Source organism: Symbioplanes lichenis (assembly GCF_030709675.1).
Classification (GTDB): Bacteria; Actinomycetota; Actinomycetes; order Mycobacteriales; family Micromonosporaceae; genus Actinoplanes; species Actinoplanes lichenis.
Genome location: NZ_JAUZQD010000002.1, coordinates 132,972 through 151,086 on the forward strand (window position 1 = coordinate 132,972; position 18,115 = coordinate 151,086).

The following is an 18,115-nucleotide window of genomic DNA, read 5'->3' on the forward strand; positions in this document are numbered from 1 at the left end:
CCGGATCGTGCCCGTGCGGGCGCGTCCGGGCCGGCGCCGGGCAAGAAACTTCCCGGACACACTGTTGACATCGACCGTGGCGGAAACCTAGCGTCCTCCCCAGTGTCGAAGCGCTTCGACACTGCGATCGTCGAAGCGCTTCGACGACACCCGGAAGCCACCCCACGGGAGACCCGGCATGGCGCATACCCGACTCAAAGCCGCCGCAGGCGCGCTGCTTCTCGCGGCGTCCCTCGGCCTCACCGCATGCGGATCCAACGGCGAAGGCGACGAGGGCGCCGACGCCAAGTCCCTGACCCTCTGGCACTACGAGGCGCCCAACAGCGCCATGGGCATCGCCTGGAACAAGGCGATCGAGCTGTTCAAGTCGAGCCACCCCGGCGTGGAGGTGAAGTTCGAGGAGAAGAGCTTCGAGCAGATCCAGCAGAACGCCGGCATGATCCTCAACTCGGACAGCGCGCCCGACATCCTCGAGTACAACAAGGGCAACGCCACGGCCGGCCTGCTGTCGAAGCAGGGCCTGCTGGAGGACCTGTCCGGTGAGGCGACGAGCCGCGGCTGGGACAAGAAGCTCACCCCGAGCCTGCAGACCACCGCCAAGTACGACGCCGACGGCATCATGGGCGACGGCAACTGGTACGGCGTGCCGAACTACGGCGAGTTCGTGATGGTCTATTACAACAAGGACCTGTTCGACAAGTACAAGATCGCCGTGCCGACGACGCTGGACGAGTTCACGGCGGCCATGGACACGTTCGTCAAGAACAAGGTCACGCCGCTGTCGGTCGGCGGCGCCGAGTACCCGGCCATGCAGATCGCGTACGAGCTGTCGCTGAGCAAGGCCGACCGGGCCTGGGTCGACGACTACCAGCTCTACAAGAACAAGGTCGACTTCCACGGCCCCGAGCTCACCTACGGCGCGCAGACCTTCGCCGACTGGGTGGCCAAGGGCTACATCCCGAAGAACTCGGCGGGCATCAAGGCCGAGGACATGGGCGTCGCGTTCAGCCAGGGCAAGTTCCCGATCATGATCTCCGGCAGCTGGTGGTACGGCCGCTTCGTCGACGAGATCAAGAACTTCCAGTGGGGCACGTTCCTGTTCCCGGGCAACACGCTGCACCCCGGCTCGAGCGGCAACCTGTGGGTCGTGCCGACCAAGAGCAAGGCCAAGAAGCTCGCGTACGACTTCATCGACATCACCATGCAGCCGGAGGTCCAGAACCTGCTGGGCAACAACGGCGGGGTGCCCGTGGCGGCCGACGCGGCCTCGATCACCGACGCGAAGAACAAGGAGCTGCTCGACCTGTGGACCAAGGTGTCCTCGGCCGACGGGCTCGCGTTCTATCCCGACTGGCCCGCGCCCGGCTACTACGACGTGCTCGCCGGCGGTTTCCAGGGCCTGATCAACGGCTCGAAGAAGCCGGCGCAGATGCTCGACGAGGTCGCCAAGCCGTACAACGACAACCTGGCGGACCTCGGCAAATGAGTCAGAAACGGCAGGGAGGCTACGCGCCTTTTCTCATTCCAGGGATCGTGGCCTCCCTGGCGGTGATCGTGGTGCCGCTGGTGATGACCGTCGGCATCAGCTTCACGAAGTGGAACGGCGTCACCGATCCGCAGTGGATCGGCTTCGACAACTACACCCGGCTGTTCGGTGACGCGAACTTCTGGGGCTCCTTCGGGCACATCCTGCTGCTGATCGTGGCGATGGCGGTCATCCCGACGCTGCTCGGCCTGGTGCTGGCGGCGGTGCTGTTCGACTACGTCGCCAAGGTCGTCGGCGACCGGTGGGCGCGCATCCTGCGGTCGGGCTTCTATCTGCCGCAGGTGCTGCCGGTCGCGGTCACCGGCATCGTGTGGGTGTGGATCCTGCACCCCAGCTACGGGGCGCTGAACCGCATCCTCGACTCGATCGGCCTGGGCTCGCTGGGCCGCGACTGGCTGGGCGACCCGGACTGGGCGCTGCTCAGCGTCATGTTCGTGATGATCTGGTTCCAGCTCGGCTATCCGGTCGTCATGTTCATGGCCGGCCTGCAGCGCATCGACCCCGAGCTCTACGAGGCGGCGGACCTCGACGGCGCGAGCTGGTGGCAGCGCTTCCGGGCCATCACGGTCAAGCTCATCCGGCCCGAGCTGTACGTCGTCCTGGTCACCACCACGATCGCCGCGCTGAAGATCTTCGGCCAGGTGTACGTGCTGACCAAGGGCGGCCCGAGCAACGCGACGCTCGTCCCCTCGTACTTCGCGTGGCAGAACTACTTCCAGAAGGCGCAGGTCGGCTACGGCTCGGCGATCTCCACGGTCCTCACCGTGATCATCGTGATCCTCGCCTTCGTGTTCCTTCGCCTGCAGAACCGGGAGAGCGCGAAATGACAATCGTCACCGCGCCGCCCGAGTTGGACAAAACGGATACATCGACCCGTCCGCGCCGGTCGAGAGCCCGGTGGATCATCCTCGCGGTCCTGCTCGTGCTCTGTCTGCTGGTCGTCGCGCCGATCCTGGTCGTGGTGCTCAACGCCTTCAAGACGCCGGCCGACTACGCGAGCAACGGCCCGCTGTCGATCCCCGAGTCGATCAGCTTCCAGGGCATCGTCGACTTCTGGGAACGCGTCGACTTCACCCGCAAGCTGCTGAACAGTCTCGTCACGGCGCTGTCGGTGGCGGTGCTGGGCGTGCTGCTGTCGGTGCTCAACGCGTACGCGCTGGGGATCGGCCGCGTCCGCGGGCGGGTGTGGTTCCTGGTCTTCTTCCTCGTGGCGAACCTGCTTCCGCAGGAAGTCCTCGTGTACCCCCTGTACTACATCTCCAAGGCCCTCTACCTGTACGACAGCCCGGTCGCGATCATCATCATCTTCACCGTGATCCAGTCGGCCTTCGGCACGTACCTGCTGTCGTCGGTGTACGACGAGTTCCCGCGCGAACTGCTCGACGCCGCCGCGGTCGACGGGGCCGGCAAGTGGCGGACGCTGTTCGGCGTCGTCGTGCCCGTGAGCATGCCGACGCTCGGCGTGCTGTTCACGTTCTTTTTCATCTGGACCTGGAACGAGTTCTTCCTGCCGCTGATCTTCCTGGTCAGCGCGGACAACCAGACCGTGCCCGTGGCGCTCGCCGTGCTCCAGGGCGACCGGCTCATGGACGCCACCGCGACCAGCGCCTCGGCCCTCGTCGGCATCCTCCCCGCCGTGCTGTTCTTCCTGATCTTCCAGCGCACCCTCACCCGCGGCATCGCCGCCGGCGCCATCAAGTAAGGACGTCCATGAAGTTCACCGACGGATACTGGCGCAAGCGTGACGGCCTCACCGTGCTGCACCCGGCCCAGCTCCAGGACAGTACGCACGACGACCGCTCGCTGACCGTCTTCGCCGCCGCCCGCAAGGTCCGCAGCCGGGGCGACACCCTCGACGCGCCGATCATCACGGTGCGGCTGTCCACCCCGATGCCGGGCGTGATCCGCGTGACGCTGAGCCACTTCCTCGGCGCGCGGCCCGCTACCCCGTCCTTCGAGCTCTTTCCCGCGGAGGTGGAGCCCGTCGTCGACGGTGTGTCCTTCACCTCGGGCCCGCTGACCGCGCGGTTCCGCGAGGGCGAGGAGTGGGGGCTCGACTTCTTCGCCGACGGCAAGCGGCTGACCGGCTCCGGCTGGAAGGGCATGGGCGTCGTCGACACCGCCGGCGGCGAGCACTACGTGCACGAGCAGCTCGACCTGGGCGTCGGTGAGGCTGTCTACGGGCTGGGGGAGCGCTTCGGGCCACTGGTCAAGAACGGCCAGAGCGTCGACATCTGGAACGAGGACGGCGGCACGAGCAGCGAGCAGGCGTACAAGAACGTGCCGTTCTACCTCACCAACCGGGGGTACGGCGTCCTGGTCGACCATCCCGGCAAGGTGTCCTTCGAGGTCGCGTCCGAGGTGGTGTCGCGCACCCAGTTCAGCGTCGCCGGGCAGTCGCTGTCCTACCTGGTCATCGCCGGTCCTGCCCCGGCCGACGTGCTGCGCCGCTACACCGCGCTGACCGGGCGCCCCGCGCTGCCGCCGCAGTGGTCCTTCGGGTTGTGGCTGACCACGTCGTTCACCACCTCGTACGACGAGGAGACCGTCACGTCGTTCGTCGACGGCATGGCGTCGCGGGGCCTGCCGCTGAGTGTCTTCCACTTCGACACGTTCTGGATGCGCGAGTTCAGCTGGTGCGACTTCGAATGGGACCCGCGCGTGTTCCCCGACCCGCCGGGCATGCTCAAGCGGCTCAAGGATCGCGGGCTGCGGACGTGTGTGTGGATCAACCCGTACATCGCGCAGCGCTCGTCGCTCTTCGCCGAGGGCCTCGAGAAGGGCTATCTCGTCAAGCGCGCGAACGGCGACGTGTGGCAGTGGGACCGCTGGCAGGCCGGGATGGCGCTGGTCGACTTCACGAATCCTGACGCTGCCGCCTGGTACGCGAGCAAGTTGCGCGCGCTGGTCGAGATGGGCGTGGACGCGTTCAAGTCCGACTTCGGCGAGCGGATCCCGACCGACGTCGTGTGGCACGACGGCTCCGATCCCGACCGCATGCACAACTGGTACACGCAGCTCTACAACCGGACGGTCTTCGACGTCCTGCGCGAGACGCGCGGCGAGGGCGAAGCCGTGTTGTACGCGCGGAGTGCCACGGTCGGCGGGCAGCAGTTCCCCGTCCACTGGGGTGGAGACAATTCCGCCACGTACGAATCCATGGCCGAGACCCTGCGCGGCGGGCTGTCCCTGGCGGCGTCCGGCTTCGGCTTCTGGAGTCATGACATCGGCGGCTTTGAGGGGCTGCCGGATCCGGCCGTGTTCAAGCGGTGGATCGCGTTCGGGCTGCTGTCGTCGCACTCGCGGCTGCACGGCAACCAGACGTACCGGGTGCCGTGGCAGTTCGACGAGGAGTCCGTCGACGTGCTGCGCACATTCACGGGGCTCAAGCACACGCTGATGCCGTACCTGTGGAATGCGGCGCAAGAGGCGCACGAGACCGGCCTGGCGGTCATGCGCCCGATGGTGGTCGCCTTCCCGGACGACCCGGCCGCCGTGCACCTCGACCGCCAGTATCTGCTCGGCGGCGACCTGCTCGTCGCGCCGGTGTTCAGCACGTCCGGCGAGGTCAGCTACTACGTGCCGGCCGGCCGTTGGACCCATTATCTGACGGGCGAGGTGGTCGAGGGGCCGCGGTGGATCCACGAGACGCACGGCTTCGACAGTGTGCCGCTGCTGGTGCGGCCGGGGGCGGTGGTGCCGGTCGGCGCGGTCACCGACCGGCCCGACTACGACTATCGGGACGGGGTCACGCTGCGGATCTTCGAGCCTGCCCCGGGTACGTCCACCGTGCGCGTGGGATCGTCGACCTTCACGGTGACGGTCTCCTCCGACGGCGTCGAGGTCTCCCGCGACGGCGCCGAGCTGCCGTGGCGGGTGGCCATCGGGTCCGCGGATCCGGTCGAGGTCGCCGCTTCGGAGGCGCACTTCCGGGGGTGACCTGTATCACCTTCTCCGGCTAGCATCGACCATTGTGGATGATGCCTCCCCGCCGCGGGCTGATGCCGGCCGGGAGCCGGTGCTCGACGTCGGGTTCGACGATCGGGTGCCGGCGCCCCGGCTGGTGCTCTTCGGGCTGCAGCATCTCGTCACGCTGTCGGCGATCTGGGTCTTCCCGGTTCTCATCGGGCTGACGCTGGGCCTCGCGCCCGGCGACGTCACCCACCTGATCCAGGCGTCGTTCCTGCTGGCCGGGCTGGTGACGATCCTGCAGTCCAGCCGGGTCCTGCGGCTGCCGATCGTGCAGGGGCCGACGGCGGCGTTCTTCGCGGCGCTGCTGGCGGCCGGGGCCACGTACGGGCTGGGGGCGGCCTTCGGCTCCATGGTCGTCGCCGGGCTGGTCTTCCTCGCGCTGACCGTGCCGATCGGGCGGTTCGGCGTGCTGATCCACGTCGTCCGCTTCGCCACCGAGCCGCTCGTCTTCGGCACCCTGTGCATCATCATCGGGGCGCAGCTGGCGACGCTCGGGCTGCCGTACTGGTTCGGCACCGAGGGCGCGCCCGGCTACGGCTGGGACTTCTTCTGGGTCGGGCTGGTCACGCTGCTCGTGGTGGTCGCGTGCCTGCTCTTCGGCGGCGCGACGATCGTGCGCCGGGCGGCCGTGCTCGTCGGCATGCTCGTCGGCACCCTGCTCGCCGCGGCGCTCGGACTGTGGCGGAGCCCCGACCTGTCCGGCGTCGTCGTGGTCGGGCCGCCGGCGTTCCTGCCGTTCGGCTTCGAGGTCCGGTGGCCGGCCGTCGTCCTGATGCTGCTGGCGTTCCTGGAGTCGAGCGCCGAAGCGGTCGGCATGTACACATTGGTCGCACGCTGGGGTGCGGTGTCACTCTCCCGGGCGCGCATCACGCGCGGACTGTTCACCGAGTACGCGGGCTCGGTCGTGGGCGCGCTGTTCGGCGGCATCGGGACGGCGACCTACCCGGAGAACGCGGGACTGGTGCGGGTCACGCGCATCGGCAGCCGCCATGTGACCATGACCGCCGGGATCGTGGCCGTGGGGCTGGCTTTCGTACCCGTGCTGGCGTCCTTCGTATCCAGCCTGCCCGGCGCCGTCCTCGCCGCCGCGTCGACCGTGCTCTTCGGCATCATCGCCATGAGCGGCGTCCAGATGATGCGCGACGTCGAGTGGGACGACCTCAACATCACCGTGGCGGCGACCGCGTTCATCCTCGCCCTGGGCGGACAATGGATCCCCGACCCGATCGTCACCTCCATGCCCGACTGGCTCCGCGCCGTCGTCACCACCCCCATGATGGCCGGCGCGGTCCTCCTGATCCTCCTCAACGCCGCCGTCAACCACGGCCTGCGGCCTGTCCTGGAGCGTTCCCGTGGCGTACCTGCGGATCAATGACCAGCAGCGGGAGTTCCTCGACCTGGTCGTCGCCCGCGACCCCGCGCTGTCGTCCCTGGACGCCCTGGTAGCCGCCGCCCTGGCATCCGCCGTCCCGTCCAGCCCTGGTCCCGCCGTCCCTCCCGGCGTTCGTGACGATCGTGCTCGTGAGGAACTCGTTCGCAGCGTTCCCAGCGATCCCGTTCGTGACGAGCTCGTTCGTGGCGATCCCGTTCGTGAGGAACTCGTTCGTGGCGATGGCGTTCGTGAGGACGGTGTTCCTGCTGATCGCGTTCGTGACGACGGCGATCGTGTTCGTGACGATCGGGTTCGGTCCGCACGTGTTCTTGCCGAACATGTTCTGGCGCCGGGCACCGGGAAGGCCGTCGAGGTCCGCGCCGGGCAGGTGCTTACAGTGACGCAGCTCGAAGGGCACCAGTGTGTGGACCTCAACGTGTTCACGCTGGCCGACCGGCACGAGCGGCTGCATGTCGGGCGCACCCGGGGCATCGCGGGGGAGCACCCCGGCGCCGGCGACGTTCTCTGGTCGAACGCGCCCTGGGAACGTCCGCTCATGGTCATCCTCGACTGCACCGGGCGTACCGACACGACGTTCCCGTTCTGCAGCCGCCTGATCTACAGCGCCTTCTTCGGGCTGCACGACCGGACCAACTGCGAGGAGATCCAGCGGGAGGCCCAGCGCGAGTACGGCCTGCTGCCCTGGGAGCTGCACGAGTCCCTGAACCTGTTCATGTCCACGGAGAACGGCGTCATCCAGCGCAACGCGTCCCGCCCCGGCGACCGCATCGAGCTGCTCGCCCTGCACGATGTCCTGGCGGTGCCCAACGTCTGCGGCGACGACCTCACCAACTGCAGCAACTTCGCCCTGCGCCCGGTCCGCGTCACCGTCTCCCCGTCCACCGCCGACGACCAGGCCCGGGCCCGCCGAGCCGTCGCCACCGCCGCCGGCCTCGGACTGCCCCGGCCTGCCCCCAGCACCCAGCCTGTTCAAGCCGGCCAGCCTGCCCACGCTGGCCAGCCTGCCCACCCTGGCCAGCCTGTGGACGCCGCCCAGCCACTGGGTCCGGCTGCTCTGCGCCGGGATCCCGCGTACGTGCCGGCGTATCCCTACCTGTCGCGGCTGGATGTCACCGACATCCCCATCACCCTCGACGCCGATCGTTTCGCCGAGGTCCGCGATTTCACCCTCTACGGCGACGACGACGCGGCCGCCCTGCGCGACCTCGTCCTCTCCCACGCCATCGACCGCCTCGGGGCCTTCGCCGGTAACGCATGACAAGGCTGCGGTGACCTCTGCGGTGGAAAGCTCGGCGCCTCGGCCGCACGTGCGGGAGGACGCGACGTCATCCCTCGCGGTCAGTCGGCTCTGCGCCTTCGCCGGCGACGGGAGTCCGCCGCGCGACGGGAGTCCGCCGGTGGCGCGGGGGCCGCAGGCGGAGTTGCTGGCGTGGCTGCTCGGGCGTTCCGACGGCGCCGGACTCGGCGCGGGGCTTCCGGCTGTGCCGTTCCTCTTCTGACGTTCGCTCGCGTGAGGTGGTCGGGTCATGGGTGATCGTGATGCCGGGCGGGGCGGCGGGGCATAGGCTGGTGTGCATGGCTGAGCCGCTCTGGACCGGGCCCGCGGTGGCGCTGGTCACGCTTTTCACTGCCGACGGCCGCATCGATGCAGAGGCTACTGCTGCGCACGCGGCGCGGGTGGTCGGTGCCGGGTTGCGGGCGGTGCTGGTCAATGGGAGTACGGGCGAGGCCTCCACGCTGGAGGACCATGAGCGGACCGCGCTCGTGGCCGCCGTGCGCGCGGCGTGTCCCGGCGTGCCGGTGCTGGCCGGGGCCTCGGGGGAGTGGTGGGGTCAGGCCGCGCAGCGGGTGCGCGACGCCGCCGGGGCGAAAGCCGACGCCGTGCTCGTGGCGCCGCCGCGGCTGGGGACCGATCTGGGCGGCTACTACGAGGAGGTCGCCGCGGCGGCCGGGGACGTGCCCGTGCTGGCCTATCACTATCCGCCGGTCGCGGGTGGGCCGGTGCCGGTGGAGGCGTTGCCCGGGTTGCCGGTGGCCGGGACCAAGGATTCGAGCGGCGACCCGGTGCGGCTGGGCCGGCAGCTCGACCTCGACTGGCCGGGTCACGTCTACGTCGGCTCGTCCGCGCTGCTCGGCCACGCGAACTGGCTGGGCGCGACCGGGGCGATCGTGGCCGCCGCGAACCTCGTACCGTCGGAGTGTCTGGCCGCCTGGGACCGTGACCCGAAGGCGCAGCTCACCGTGCTGCGGGCCGAGCGGGAGGCCAAGGCGGCACCCGGCGGACTCAAGGGCGCCGTCGCCGCCCGCTTCGGCACGAGCGCCTACCGCCGTACGAGCTGAGCGCGCGGGCGCCTACCGCCGTACAAACTGAGCGCGCGAGCCGGCCGCGCGCCTCGCCCGCCGCGAAGGTGAGGGCCCGCCGCGAAGGTGAGGGCCCGCCGCGAAGGTGAGGGCCCGCCGCGCGTCAAGCGGGTGTGCGGGCGCGTTCGATGCGGTCGGCCGTCGCGCGCGGGTCGGGGGCCTCGATGACCAGCCGGGTGTACTCCTCGTCGGCGAGCTCGATGACCACCGCCTTGGCGGCGTCGCGGACGTTCCAGAAGATGCGGCCCTCGCCGGTGCGGAAGGTGCCCGCGACGATGACGCCGGGCATGTTGGTGCCCTTGGTGCGCACGCCCTTGAAGCCGCGGACGATCCCCGGGTCGGGTGTCGCCCCGCGCACGTGGGCCAGCGGGATCGTCAGCCGCTTCTTGAGCGCCCACAGGACGTCGAGCCCCTCGAGGGTGATGACGAGAGCGTCGCCGGTGATGTCGATGCGTGCCATGTCGTCCTCCGTGTCACTGCGAGACCAGCAGGGTGGCGCCTGTCGCGCGGCCGGGCTGGGCGCGGGCGCGCAACAGCAGGCCGAGCAGGGCGGCGGTCAGGTCGGCGGCCCGGGCCGGATCGGCGCCGGCCGGGCGGAGCGCCGCGTCGAGCAGGTCGAGCGCTCGCCCGACCTCGGCGGCGACCTCGTCGTCCACGGCGGCCCGCTCGGCCGCCGCGAGCAGCAGGAAGCCCAGCTCCTCGCCGCCGGAGCCGAGCAGGGCGCGGGCCGGGTCGGCCGACTGCGCGATGCGCGTCACGTCCTGGTCGACGTGGTGGCGCAGCGCGGCGAGATAAAGGCCACGTTTGCTGCCGAACGTCTTGTAAAGGCTGCCGCGGTGCACACCCGTGGCGCTCACGAGATCGTCGACGGACGTGCCGTCGTAGCTGCGCCCCGCGAACAATTCGGCTGCCGCCGCCACCGCGAGCCGCTCGTCGAAACCCCTCGGCCGTCCCATGCCTGAGGACCCTACGCGTTTGAGAACGACCGGTCAAGAACGACCATTCTCAAACCCGGCGTGGGAGGGTGGGATCATGCGACTTTCCATCTGGCCGCGGGCGACCCAGCCGTACGCGGGAATCCTCGACGCCGCCCGGCACGCCGAACAGACCGGCTGGGACGGCGTCTGGATCGCCGACCACTTCATGCCCAATGCCGACACCTCGTTCGCCGAGACGTCGCCGCTGCTGGAGGCCGGTTCACTGGTGGCGGCGCTCGCGGCGGCCGTGCCCCGGGTGCGGATCGGCACGCTGGTCTACGGCATGACCTACCGGCACCCGGCCGTCCTGGCCAACATGGCCACCACCGTCGACCACATCAGCGGCGGCCGCTTCACCCTCGGCGTCGGCGCGGGCTGGCAGATCAACGAGCACGAGCAGTACGGCATCGAGCTCCCGCCGATCAAGCAGCGCATCGACCGTTTCGTCGAGGGCCTCGACGTCCTGCGCGGGCTGCTGCGCGAGCCGCGCACAACCTTCGACGGTACGTACTACCGGCTCACCGACGCGATCTGCGAGCCCAAGCCCGTGCAGGACCCGCTGCCCGTCATGATCGGCGCCAAGGGCGAGCAGCGGATGCTCAAGGTCGTCGCCCAATATGCCGACCTGTGGAACACCTGGGGCCTGCCCGAACTCATCGCCCACAAATCGCACGTCCTGGACGAATGGTGCGCGAAGATCGGCCGAGACCCCAAGACCATCGCGCGTACGGCCCAAGCCCTCACCGTGGTCGACGGCCCGCTCCCGGAGACGGGCATGCCGGCCATCGGTGGCTCGGAGGCGCTGCTGGCCGAGGCCGTCGAGGCGTACCGCGCGACCGGTCTCGACGAGCTGATCGTCCCGGACACGTACCTGGGCACCGGCGACGACCGCCGCCGCGCGATGGACACCATCTCGAAGATCGTCCGCGACGGCTCCTGACGCGCGGGCGGACTCGGCCCGCAAAAAGCGGCGCCCGGCGCGGGGTCTTGCCGTCCGGACGGCGGGCGCGGGTACCGTTCGGGTGGTGACCGACTTGTTCCTGGCCGACTGCCCGGCGCGGCTGGCGGTCGAGCTGATCGCCGACAAGTGGACCGTGGTGGTGCTGGCCGGGCTCAGCCGGGGCCCGGTCCGCCACGGCGACCTGGCCGACCGGATCGGCGGCATCTCCCGCAAGGTGCTCACCCAGACGCTGCGCCGGCTCGAGGCCCACGGTCTCGTCAGCCGCCGGGTGTACGCCGAGGCGCCGCCCCGCGTCGAGTACGAGCTGACCCCGCTCGGCGCGACCCTGACCGAGCCGATCCAGGTCCTGTCCGAGTGGGCGCGGCAGAACGGCGAGGCCGTGCTGGACGCCCTCGACGCCGGCTCCATTTCCGGCGCACGCCGCGCTGCCGCCGCGCATGACGCCCTCGACGCCGGCCCGGCCTCCCGCTGAAGCCGACGGCGATGCCACGCCCCGGCCTCCCACTGACGCCGGCGGCGATGCCACGCCCCGGCCTCCCACTGACGCTGGCGGCGATGCCACACTCGACCGCTTTCGCTGGCATCGGCGGCGGAGCCGGGTCAGCCGACACCTGAGCCCAGATCGCGCAGCAGGGGCGGCGCCGGACGAGCTCGTAGGCCGAGGCCGGACTGGACCGCGACAGTGCGGGTATGGCGGTCGGTGACAGACGACTGCGATGAGGTGAGACCTGTGCCGATAGCCACCACCAACCCCGTCACCGGCGAGGTGCTGAAGACGTTCGACGCGCTGACGGACGAGGAGATCGACGCCGCGACCGGGCGGTCCGCCGACGCGTTCCGGGAGCTGCGCGGCACGACGTTCGAGCAGCGCGCGCAGTGGATGCGGGCCGCCGCCGACCTGCTGGAGGCGGAGCAGGACGACGTGGGCGCCCTGATGACGCTCGAGATGGGCAAAACGCTCACGGCGGCCAAGGCCGAAGTGCTCAAGTGCGCAAAGGCGTGCCGCTACTACGCCGACAACGCCGAGACATTCCTGGCCGACGAGCCGGCCGACGCGGAGGCGGTCGGGGCGCTGCGGGCGTACGCGCGGTATCAGCCGCTCGGGCCCGTACTCGCGGTCATGCCGTGGAACTTCCCGCTCTGGCAGGCGATGCGCTTCGCCGCGCCCGCGCTCATGGCGGGCAACACCGGCCTGCTGAAGCACGCTTCCAACGTGCCGCAGACCGCCCTCTACCTCGGTGAACTCTTCGCCCGCGCGGGCTTTCCGGCCGGCGCGTTCCAGACGCTGCTGGTCGGCTCGGATGCCGTGGAGAAGATCCTGACCGATTCCCGCGTACGCGCGGCAACCCTCACCGGCAGCGAGGGCGCGGGCCGCTCGATCGCCGCGATCGCCGGGCGCGAGCTCAAGAAGACGGTGCTGGAGCTGGGCGGCAGCGACCCCTTCATCGTGCTGCCCAGCGCCGACATCGCGGAGGCCGCCCGGGTGGCCACGACGGCGCGCAGTCAGAACAACGGGCAGTCGTGCATCGCCGCCAAGCGGTTCATCGTGCACACCGACGTGTACGACGAGTTCGTGAACGCGTTCGTCACGAACATGTCCGCGCTGACCGTCGGGGATCCGATGAGCGACGGCACGGATGTCGGTCCACTGGCGACCGAGCAGGGCCGCGCCGACGTGGAGGAGCAGGTCGCCGACGCGGTCGCCAAGGGCGCCACCGTACGCTGCGGCGGCGCGCGTCCCGACGGCGACGGCTGGTGGTATCCGCCGACCGTCGTCACGGATCTCACCCCGGACATGCGGATGTACGCGGAAGAAGTGTTCGGGCCGGTCGCCGGCGTGTACCGCGTCACCTCGATCGACGAGGCCCTCGAGCTGGCGAACGCGACGCCGTACGGGCTGGGATCCAACGCCTGGACCGACGACTCCCTCGAAGCCGAGCACCTGATCGACGGGCTCGACGCCGGGGCGGTGTTCGTCAACGGCATGGTGACCTCGTACCCCCAGCTGCCGTTCGGCGGTGTGAAGGCCTCCGGCTACGGGCGGGAGCTGTCGGCCGCGGGCATCCGCGAGTTCTGCAACCTCAAGGCGGTCTGGGTCGGCGCGGGCGGCGACGCCGGCATCGATGACAAGACCGAGTGACGAGCGTCCATGTCTGACCACGAATGGTAATGGCGCTGTAACGGTTCGTTCCTAGGTTGGCCGCATCCGAGACGACGGAGGCGGCCCATGACGACAGAGATCCCCGCTGCGGACGCCGATGTCCGCGCCGCGACCCACGAGACCCTCGAGGACTACACCCTCCGGTTCGCCCCGCGCAGCTACCGGCGCTGGTCGACCGGGGTGGTGGCGGTGTCTGCACTGGGTGGCATCGCCTACCTCGCGGACTTCGCGATCGGCGCGAACATCGGCATCTCGTACGGCACGACGAACGCACTGTGGGGCATCGGCGTCTTCGCCGTGGTCATCTTCCTGACCGGCTTCCCGCTGGCCTACTACGCCGCCCGCTACAACCTGGACCTCGACCTCATCACCCGGGGCAGCGGCTTCGGCTACTACGGCTCGGTGGTCACCAACGTCATCTTCGCGACGTTCACGTTCATCTTCTTCGCCCTGGAAGGCTCCATCATGGCCCAGGGGCTGCGGCTGGGACTGCACGTCCCGCTGTGGCTCGGGTACGCGGTCAGCACGCTCGTCATCTTCCCGCTGGTGATCTACGGCATGAAGGTGCTGTCGACGCTGCAGGTGTGGACCACGCCGCTGTGGCTCGTGCTCATGGTGCTGCCCTTCGCGTACCTGCTGATCAGTCACCCCGACTCGATCGACAGCTTCTTCGCCTACCAGGGCGAGAACGGCGAGGGCGGGACCAACCTCGGCTCGATCATGCTGGCCGCCGGCGTGTGCCTGTCGCTCATCGCGCAGATCGCCGAGCAGATCGACTACTTGCGCTTCATGCCCCCGCGTACGCCTGCCAACGCGCGCAAGTGGTGGACCGCCGTGATTCTCGCCGGCCCCGGGTGGGTGTTCTTCGGCGCGATCAAGCAGGTCATCGGGCTGTTCCTCGCCGTCTACATCATCGCGAGCGTGACCGACGGCGCCGCCGTGGCCAACCAGCCGGTGCACCAGTTCCTCGAGATCTACCGGGACATCATGCCCGGCTGGCTCGCCATGACCCTGGCCGTCGTGCTCGTGGTGATCAGCCAGATCAAGATCAATGTCACCAACGCCTACTCCGGCTCGCTGGCCTGGACCAACTCGTACACCCGGGTCACCAAGCACTATCCCGGCCGCATCGTCTTCCTCGGTGTCAACCTGGCCATCGCGCTGGTGCTGATGGAGGCGAACATGTTCGACTTCCTCAACACCATCCTCGGCTTCTACGCCAACTGCGGCATGGCCTGGGTGGTCGTGGTCGCTTCCGACATCGTCCTCAACAAGTACGTCCTGAAGCTGTCGCCGAAGGAGCCGGAGTTCCGCCGCGGCATGCTCTACGCCGTCAACCCGGTCGGCTTCGGGTCGATGCTGCTGGCCGCCGGACTGTCGATCCTGGCCTTCTTCGGCGCGCTCGGTGCCACCCTCAAGCCGTACTCCCCGCTCGTCGCCATCGTCCTGGGCGTCGTGCTGCCGCCGATCATCGCGGTCGCCACGCGGGGCAAGTACTACCTGCGGCGCACGGACGACGGGATCCCGCTGCCGATGTACGACGAGTTCGGCAACCCGTCGGGGGAGCAGCTGACGTGCCACGTCTGCCGCCAGGAGTACGAGCGGCCGGACATGGCGGCGTGCCGGACGCACGACGCGTACGTGTGCTCGCTGTGCCTCTCCACCGACAAGGTCGCCGACCACGTGTTGCCAGCCGTCCCGTGATGCCGCGCGGGTCGTGCTGTCGGCCGCCTGATGCCACGAGGTGCTGTCGGCTCTCGTGATGCCACGGTGTGCTGTCGGCTCTCGTGATGCCACGGGGTGCTGTCGGCCTGCTGATGCCACCGTGTGCTGTTGGCCTTGTGATGCCACGGAGTGCTGCTCGGCCTCCTGATGCCACCGTGTGCTGTCGGCCGCGTGATGCGCTTGGTGCTGGTGCTCACTTCGAGATGCGCCTGGTGCCGGCGTGACGCTCGAACGACGTCGTCAACCGGATTGCAACCGTCCTGCACTTTGCGGAATCCTTCAGCCCCCGAAGAGGAGGGCATGACGGACACGCAGATCGTGGAGCTCGGACTGCAGGCGATGACGATCGCGGCCAAGCTGTGCGCGCCGACGCTGCTCACCGCGCTGGCCGTCGGGTTCGCCATCTCGCTGTTCCAGTCGGTGACGCAGATCCAGGAGGCCACACTGTCCTTCGTCCCGAAGGCGGGCGCGGTCGGCGCGGCCATCCTCTTCAGCGGCAACTGGATGCTGGCGGAGATGGTGAAATTCACGACGCAGCTCTTCGAGAAGATCCCGACTCTGATCGGCTGACCCGCCCGCCGCCCGCCGCCAGCCGGGCTCGCAGGGGGCTTCCCCACGCTCGCCGGCCTCCGCCGCGCCCGCCGCTGCCGGCCGCCCTGGCCGCCGCCCGTCGCGCTTGCAGGCCTTCGCCGCCCGCCCGCCGCTGGTGCTGGCCGTTACGCCCGCCACCGGCGCAGGCCGCCACGCTCGCCGGCCTTCGCCACGCTTCGCAGTCTTCCACCGCGCAGAAGGGTCGCCCGGGTGGGCGGCCCTTTCGCTCTCTCGGGACCGGTGGGTCAGGTATGGCTGGGGTTGCCGTAGTAGGCGCCCGGGCCGTGCTTGCGCTTGAAGTGCCGCTCTTGCAGGTGGGGCGGCACAGCGGCGGCCGCGTTGAGCGCGAGGGTCTTGAGGGCCATCTCGGCGACCTTCTCGAGGATGATGGCGTACTCGACCGACTTCTGCGCGGTGGCCGCCCACGTGAACGGGCCGTGGTGCGCGGCCAGGGCGACCGGCATGCCCTGCGCGTCCTCGTCCCCGCCGACCGTGTCGATGATGGCGTGCCCGGTGTTGAGCTCGTAGTCGACCGCGCACTCCTCGGGCGTGAGGTGCCGCGCCACGGGTACGGGCCCGCTGAACGAGTCGGCGTGCGTCGTGCCCAGCACCGGGATGTCCCGGTCGGCCTGGGCGAAGGCGACGGCGTTGGCCGAGTGCGTGTGGGTGATCCCGCCGACCGACGGCCACGCCAGGTAGAAGGCCCGGTGGGTCTCGCTGTCCACCGACGGGCGCAGGTCGCCGTCCAGCACCTTGCCCGTCTCCAGGCTCACCGGCACCAGCTTCTCCGGGGTCAGATCCTCGTACGCGACACCGGACGGCTTGATCACGTAAAGCCCGGCCTCCCGATCGACGCCGCTGACATTGCCCCACGTGAGCGCGGCCAGCCCGGTCGCCGGAATCATCTGGTTGGCGCGCAGGACAGCCTCGCGCAAAGCGGCGGAACCGTAGGTCATGGCCCGGATGTTAACGCTCACATGAGCCCGAAACAACTGTGCGGCCGCGGTGGCTCAGGCTCACACGGCGGAGTCCAAGGGGAAATGCGGGCTCGCACGACGAAGGCCACACGGTGGCTCACGCCCGCACGACGAGGCCACGCGGAAGCTCACGCCCGCCCAACGCAGTCCAGTGGCTCACGCCCGCGCGACGAAGGCCACGCGGTGGTTCGGTCCGCACGACGAAGCCCACGCGGTAGCTCGGGCCTTCACAACGAAAGTGACGCGCCGGTTCGAGCCCGCACGACGAAGGCCACGCGCAACGCCTCAGGTGAGCTTGTCGCGAACCCACGCGTGGAAGGCGCCGATGTGGTGCTCGCTCGGGACCAGGACACCCCCTTGCGCGTACGCCCGGGAGCTCATCCCCGGCTGACACCGCTCGCACGCTTCAAAGTCCTGCCGGTTGACGCGGTCGAACAGCTCGACCGAGCGGGACAGGTCGGCGCCCGACGCGACGACCGACGGCGAGTACAGCCAGTCGCACTCGACGAGGGTGCGGTCGGCGGCCAGGGGATACATGCGGTGGAAGATCACGTGGTCGGGGACGAGGTTGACGAAGACCTGCGGCTTGATCGTGACGGCGAAGTACCGGCGGTCCTGTCCGGCGTCGATGCCCTCGATCGGGGCGACGCCGGGCGAGCCGTCGACCGTGAAGCCCTCGACGTCCGGGGCGAAGGCGGCGCCGTGCCCGACGTAGCTCTGCGCCGCATAGCCGCCGGCGAACTCGGGGAGCACGCGCACGAGTTCGGGGTGGATAGTCGAGCAGTGATAGCACTCCATGAAATTCTCGACGATGAGCTTCCAGTTGGCGCGGACGTCGTACGTGATGCGCCGTCCGACCGTCAGGTCGCCGATCCCGTAGCGGTCGATCGCGGCCAGATCGCCGAGACGCTCGACCACCGCGCCCTGAACCGTGGATCCAAAGGACGGCGGATCGTCGGAGAGGCACACCCAGATGTATCCCAGCCATTCGCGGACGGCGAGCGGGCGGAGGCCGTACTCGGTGCGGTCGATGTCCGGCATCTTGACCAGGTTGGGCGCGGCGACCAGCTTGCCGTCGAGGTCGTACGCCCAGGCGTGGTACATGCAGCGGAACGTGCGCTTGACCGTGCCCTCGGAGGCCGCGCAGAGTTGCGCGCCGCGATGCCGGCACACGTTGAGGAAGGCCCGCACCCCGCCGGATGACCGTGTCACCAGCACGGACTCGCGCCCGATCGGGACCGTCCGGAAGGCGCCCGGCGCCGGCAGGTCCGAGCCCCGGATCGCGCAGAACCACATCGCCTCGAAGATCCGCTCCTGCTCGACGGCGAACAGCGCGGGATCGGTGTAGAACCGGCCGGGCAGCGTGGGATGCAGGCTCGCGCTCACCGGATCCCCCGCGCGCGTGAGGAGAAGCGCGACGAAGTGAACAGCGCGCGGTCGGTCGAGGGACG

At 69.6% G+C, this 18,115-nt stretch carries 17 protein-coding genes; 12 read left to right on the forward strand and 5 right to left on the reverse strand.

From position 1 onward, the window contains the following. The first annotated feature begins 178 nt into the window (after window positions 1-178). The 5 genes from RAN62_RS04485 to RAN62_RS04505 are packed head-to-tail and all read left to right on the forward strand — an operon-like array spanning window position 179 to window position 6,893. Window positions 179-1,486, forward strand: a complete 1,308-nt coding sequence (locus RAN62_RS04485; RefSeq protein ID WP_305783170.1) for an ABC transporter substrate-binding protein — start codon at window positions 179-181, stop codon at window positions 1,484-1,486. 47 nt (window positions 1,487-1,533) lie between these two features. Next, window positions 1,534-2,373 carry a carbohydrate ABC transporter permease gene (locus RAN62_RS04490; protein WP_305783171.1) on the forward strand — a complete coding sequence of 280 codons (840 nt, stop codon included), beginning with the start codon at window positions 1,534-1,536 and terminating at the stop codon, window positions 2,371-2,373. After that, on the forward strand, window positions 2,370-3,248 hold the full coding sequence (locus RAN62_RS04495) for a carbohydrate ABC transporter permease (protein WP_305783172.1): 879 nt from the start codon (window positions 2,370-2,372) through the stop codon (window positions 3,246-3,248). Before RAN62_RS04490 ends, RAN62_RS04495 begins: the two co-directional genes overlap by 4 nt. A gap of 8 nt (window positions 3,249-3,256) precedes the next feature. Continuing rightward, window positions 3,257-5,485 (forward strand): alpha-xylosidase, encoded by a 2,229-nt coding sequence (yicI, locus tag RAN62_RS04500; RefSeq protein ID WP_305783173.1) that lies wholly within the window; start codon window positions 3,257-3,259, stop codon window positions 5,483-5,485. 34 nt (window positions 5,486-5,519) lie between these two features. After that, window positions 5,520-6,893: a uracil-xanthine permease family protein gene (locus RAN62_RS04505; protein WP_305783174.1), complete on the forward strand. Its 1,374-nt coding sequence runs from the start codon at window positions 5,520-5,522 to the stop codon at window positions 6,891-6,893. Here the strand turns inward: RAN62_RS04505 and RAN62_RS04510 are convergent. After that, window positions 6,835-7,308 (reverse strand): hypothetical protein, encoded by a 474-nt coding sequence (locus RAN62_RS04510; RefSeq protein WP_305783175.1) that lies wholly within the window; start codon window positions 7,306-7,308, stop codon window positions 6,835-6,837. The genes RAN62_RS04505 and RAN62_RS04510 overlap by 59 nt on opposite strands. Here RAN62_RS04510 and RAN62_RS04515 point away from each other — a divergent pair. Both RAN62_RS04515 and RAN62_RS04520 read left to right on the forward strand, forming a co-directional pair. Continuing rightward, complete coding sequence (locus tag RAN62_RS04515) at window positions 7,288-8,169, forward strand: DUF1989 domain-containing protein (RefSeq protein WP_305783176.1); 882 nt, start codon at window positions 7,288-7,290, stop codon at window positions 8,167-8,169. The two genes, RAN62_RS04510 and RAN62_RS04515, sit on opposite strands and share 21 nt — an antisense overlap. Before the next feature lie 317 nt (window positions 8,170-8,486). Then, a complete protein-coding gene (locus RAN62_RS04520) occupies window positions 8,487-9,251 on the forward strand; it encodes a dihydrodipicolinate synthase family protein (protein WP_305783177.1) in 765 nt (254 codons plus the stop codon). 124 nt (window positions 9,252-9,375) lie between these two features. Here RAN62_RS04520 and RAN62_RS04525 read toward each other — a convergent pair whose 3' ends face one another. Next, entirely contained in the window at window positions 9,376-9,732 is a 357-nt protein-coding gene (locus RAN62_RS04525; RefSeq protein ID WP_305783178.1) for a hypothetical protein, read from the reverse strand. Between the two features lie 13 nt (window positions 9,733-9,745). Next, on the reverse strand, window positions 9,746-10,228 hold the full coding sequence (locus tag RAN62_RS04530; RefSeq protein ID WP_305783179.1) for a TetR/AcrR family transcriptional regulator: 483 nt from the start codon (window positions 10,226-10,228) through the stop codon (window positions 9,746-9,748). Between the two features lie 76 nt (window positions 10,229-10,304). Here RAN62_RS04530 and RAN62_RS04535 point away from each other — a divergent pair, with 76 nt between their 5' ends. The 5 genes from RAN62_RS04535 to fliQ all read left to right on the forward strand — a co-directional run bounded on the left by RAN62_RS04535 (window position 10,305) and on the right by fliQ (window position 15,666). Further along, complete coding sequence (locus tag RAN62_RS04535) at window positions 10,305-11,189, forward strand: TIGR03560 family F420-dependent LLM class oxidoreductase (RefSeq protein WP_305783180.1); 885 nt, start codon at window positions 10,305-10,307, stop codon at window positions 11,187-11,189. An 85-nt stretch (window positions 11,190-11,274) separates the two neighbouring features. Next, complete coding sequence (locus RAN62_RS04540; protein ID WP_305783181.1) at window positions 11,275-11,682, forward strand: winged helix-turn-helix transcriptional regulator; 408 nt, start codon at window positions 11,275-11,277, stop codon at window positions 11,680-11,682. 258 nt (window positions 11,683-11,940) lie between these two features. Continuing rightward, window positions 11,941-13,350: an NADP-dependent succinic semialdehyde dehydrogenase gene (locus tag RAN62_RS04545; RefSeq protein WP_305783182.1), complete on the forward strand. Its 1,410-nt coding sequence runs from the start codon at window positions 11,941-11,943 to the stop codon at window positions 13,348-13,350. 87 nt (window positions 13,351-13,437) lie between these two features. Next, window positions 13,438-15,075 (forward strand): purine-cytosine permease family protein, encoded by a 1,638-nt coding sequence (locus tag RAN62_RS04550; RefSeq protein WP_305783183.1) that lies wholly within the window; start codon window positions 13,438-13,440, stop codon window positions 15,073-15,075. A 321-nt stretch (window positions 15,076-15,396) separates the two neighbouring features. Then, window positions 15,397-15,666 carry a flagellar biosynthesis protein FliQ gene (gene fliQ, locus RAN62_RS04555; protein ID WP_305783184.1) on the forward strand — a complete coding sequence of 90 codons (270 nt, stop codon included), beginning with the start codon at window positions 15,397-15,399 and terminating at the stop codon, window positions 15,664-15,666. 266 nt (window positions 15,667-15,932) lie between these two features. Here the strand turns inward: fliQ and araD are convergent, their stop codons facing one another. Next, window positions 15,933-16,643 (reverse strand): L-ribulose-5-phosphate 4-epimerase AraD, encoded by a 711-nt coding sequence (araD, locus tag RAN62_RS04560; RefSeq protein ID WP_305783185.1) that lies wholly within the window; start codon window positions 16,641-16,643, stop codon window positions 15,933-15,935. 306 nt (window positions 16,644-16,949) lie between these two features. Then, on the reverse strand, window positions 16,950-18,050 hold the full coding sequence (locus RAN62_RS04565) for an aromatic ring-hydroxylating oxygenase subunit alpha (RefSeq protein ID WP_305783186.1): 1,101 nt from the start codon (window positions 18,048-18,050) through the stop codon (window positions 16,950-16,952). Window positions 18,051-18,115: the final 65 nt, after the last annotated feature.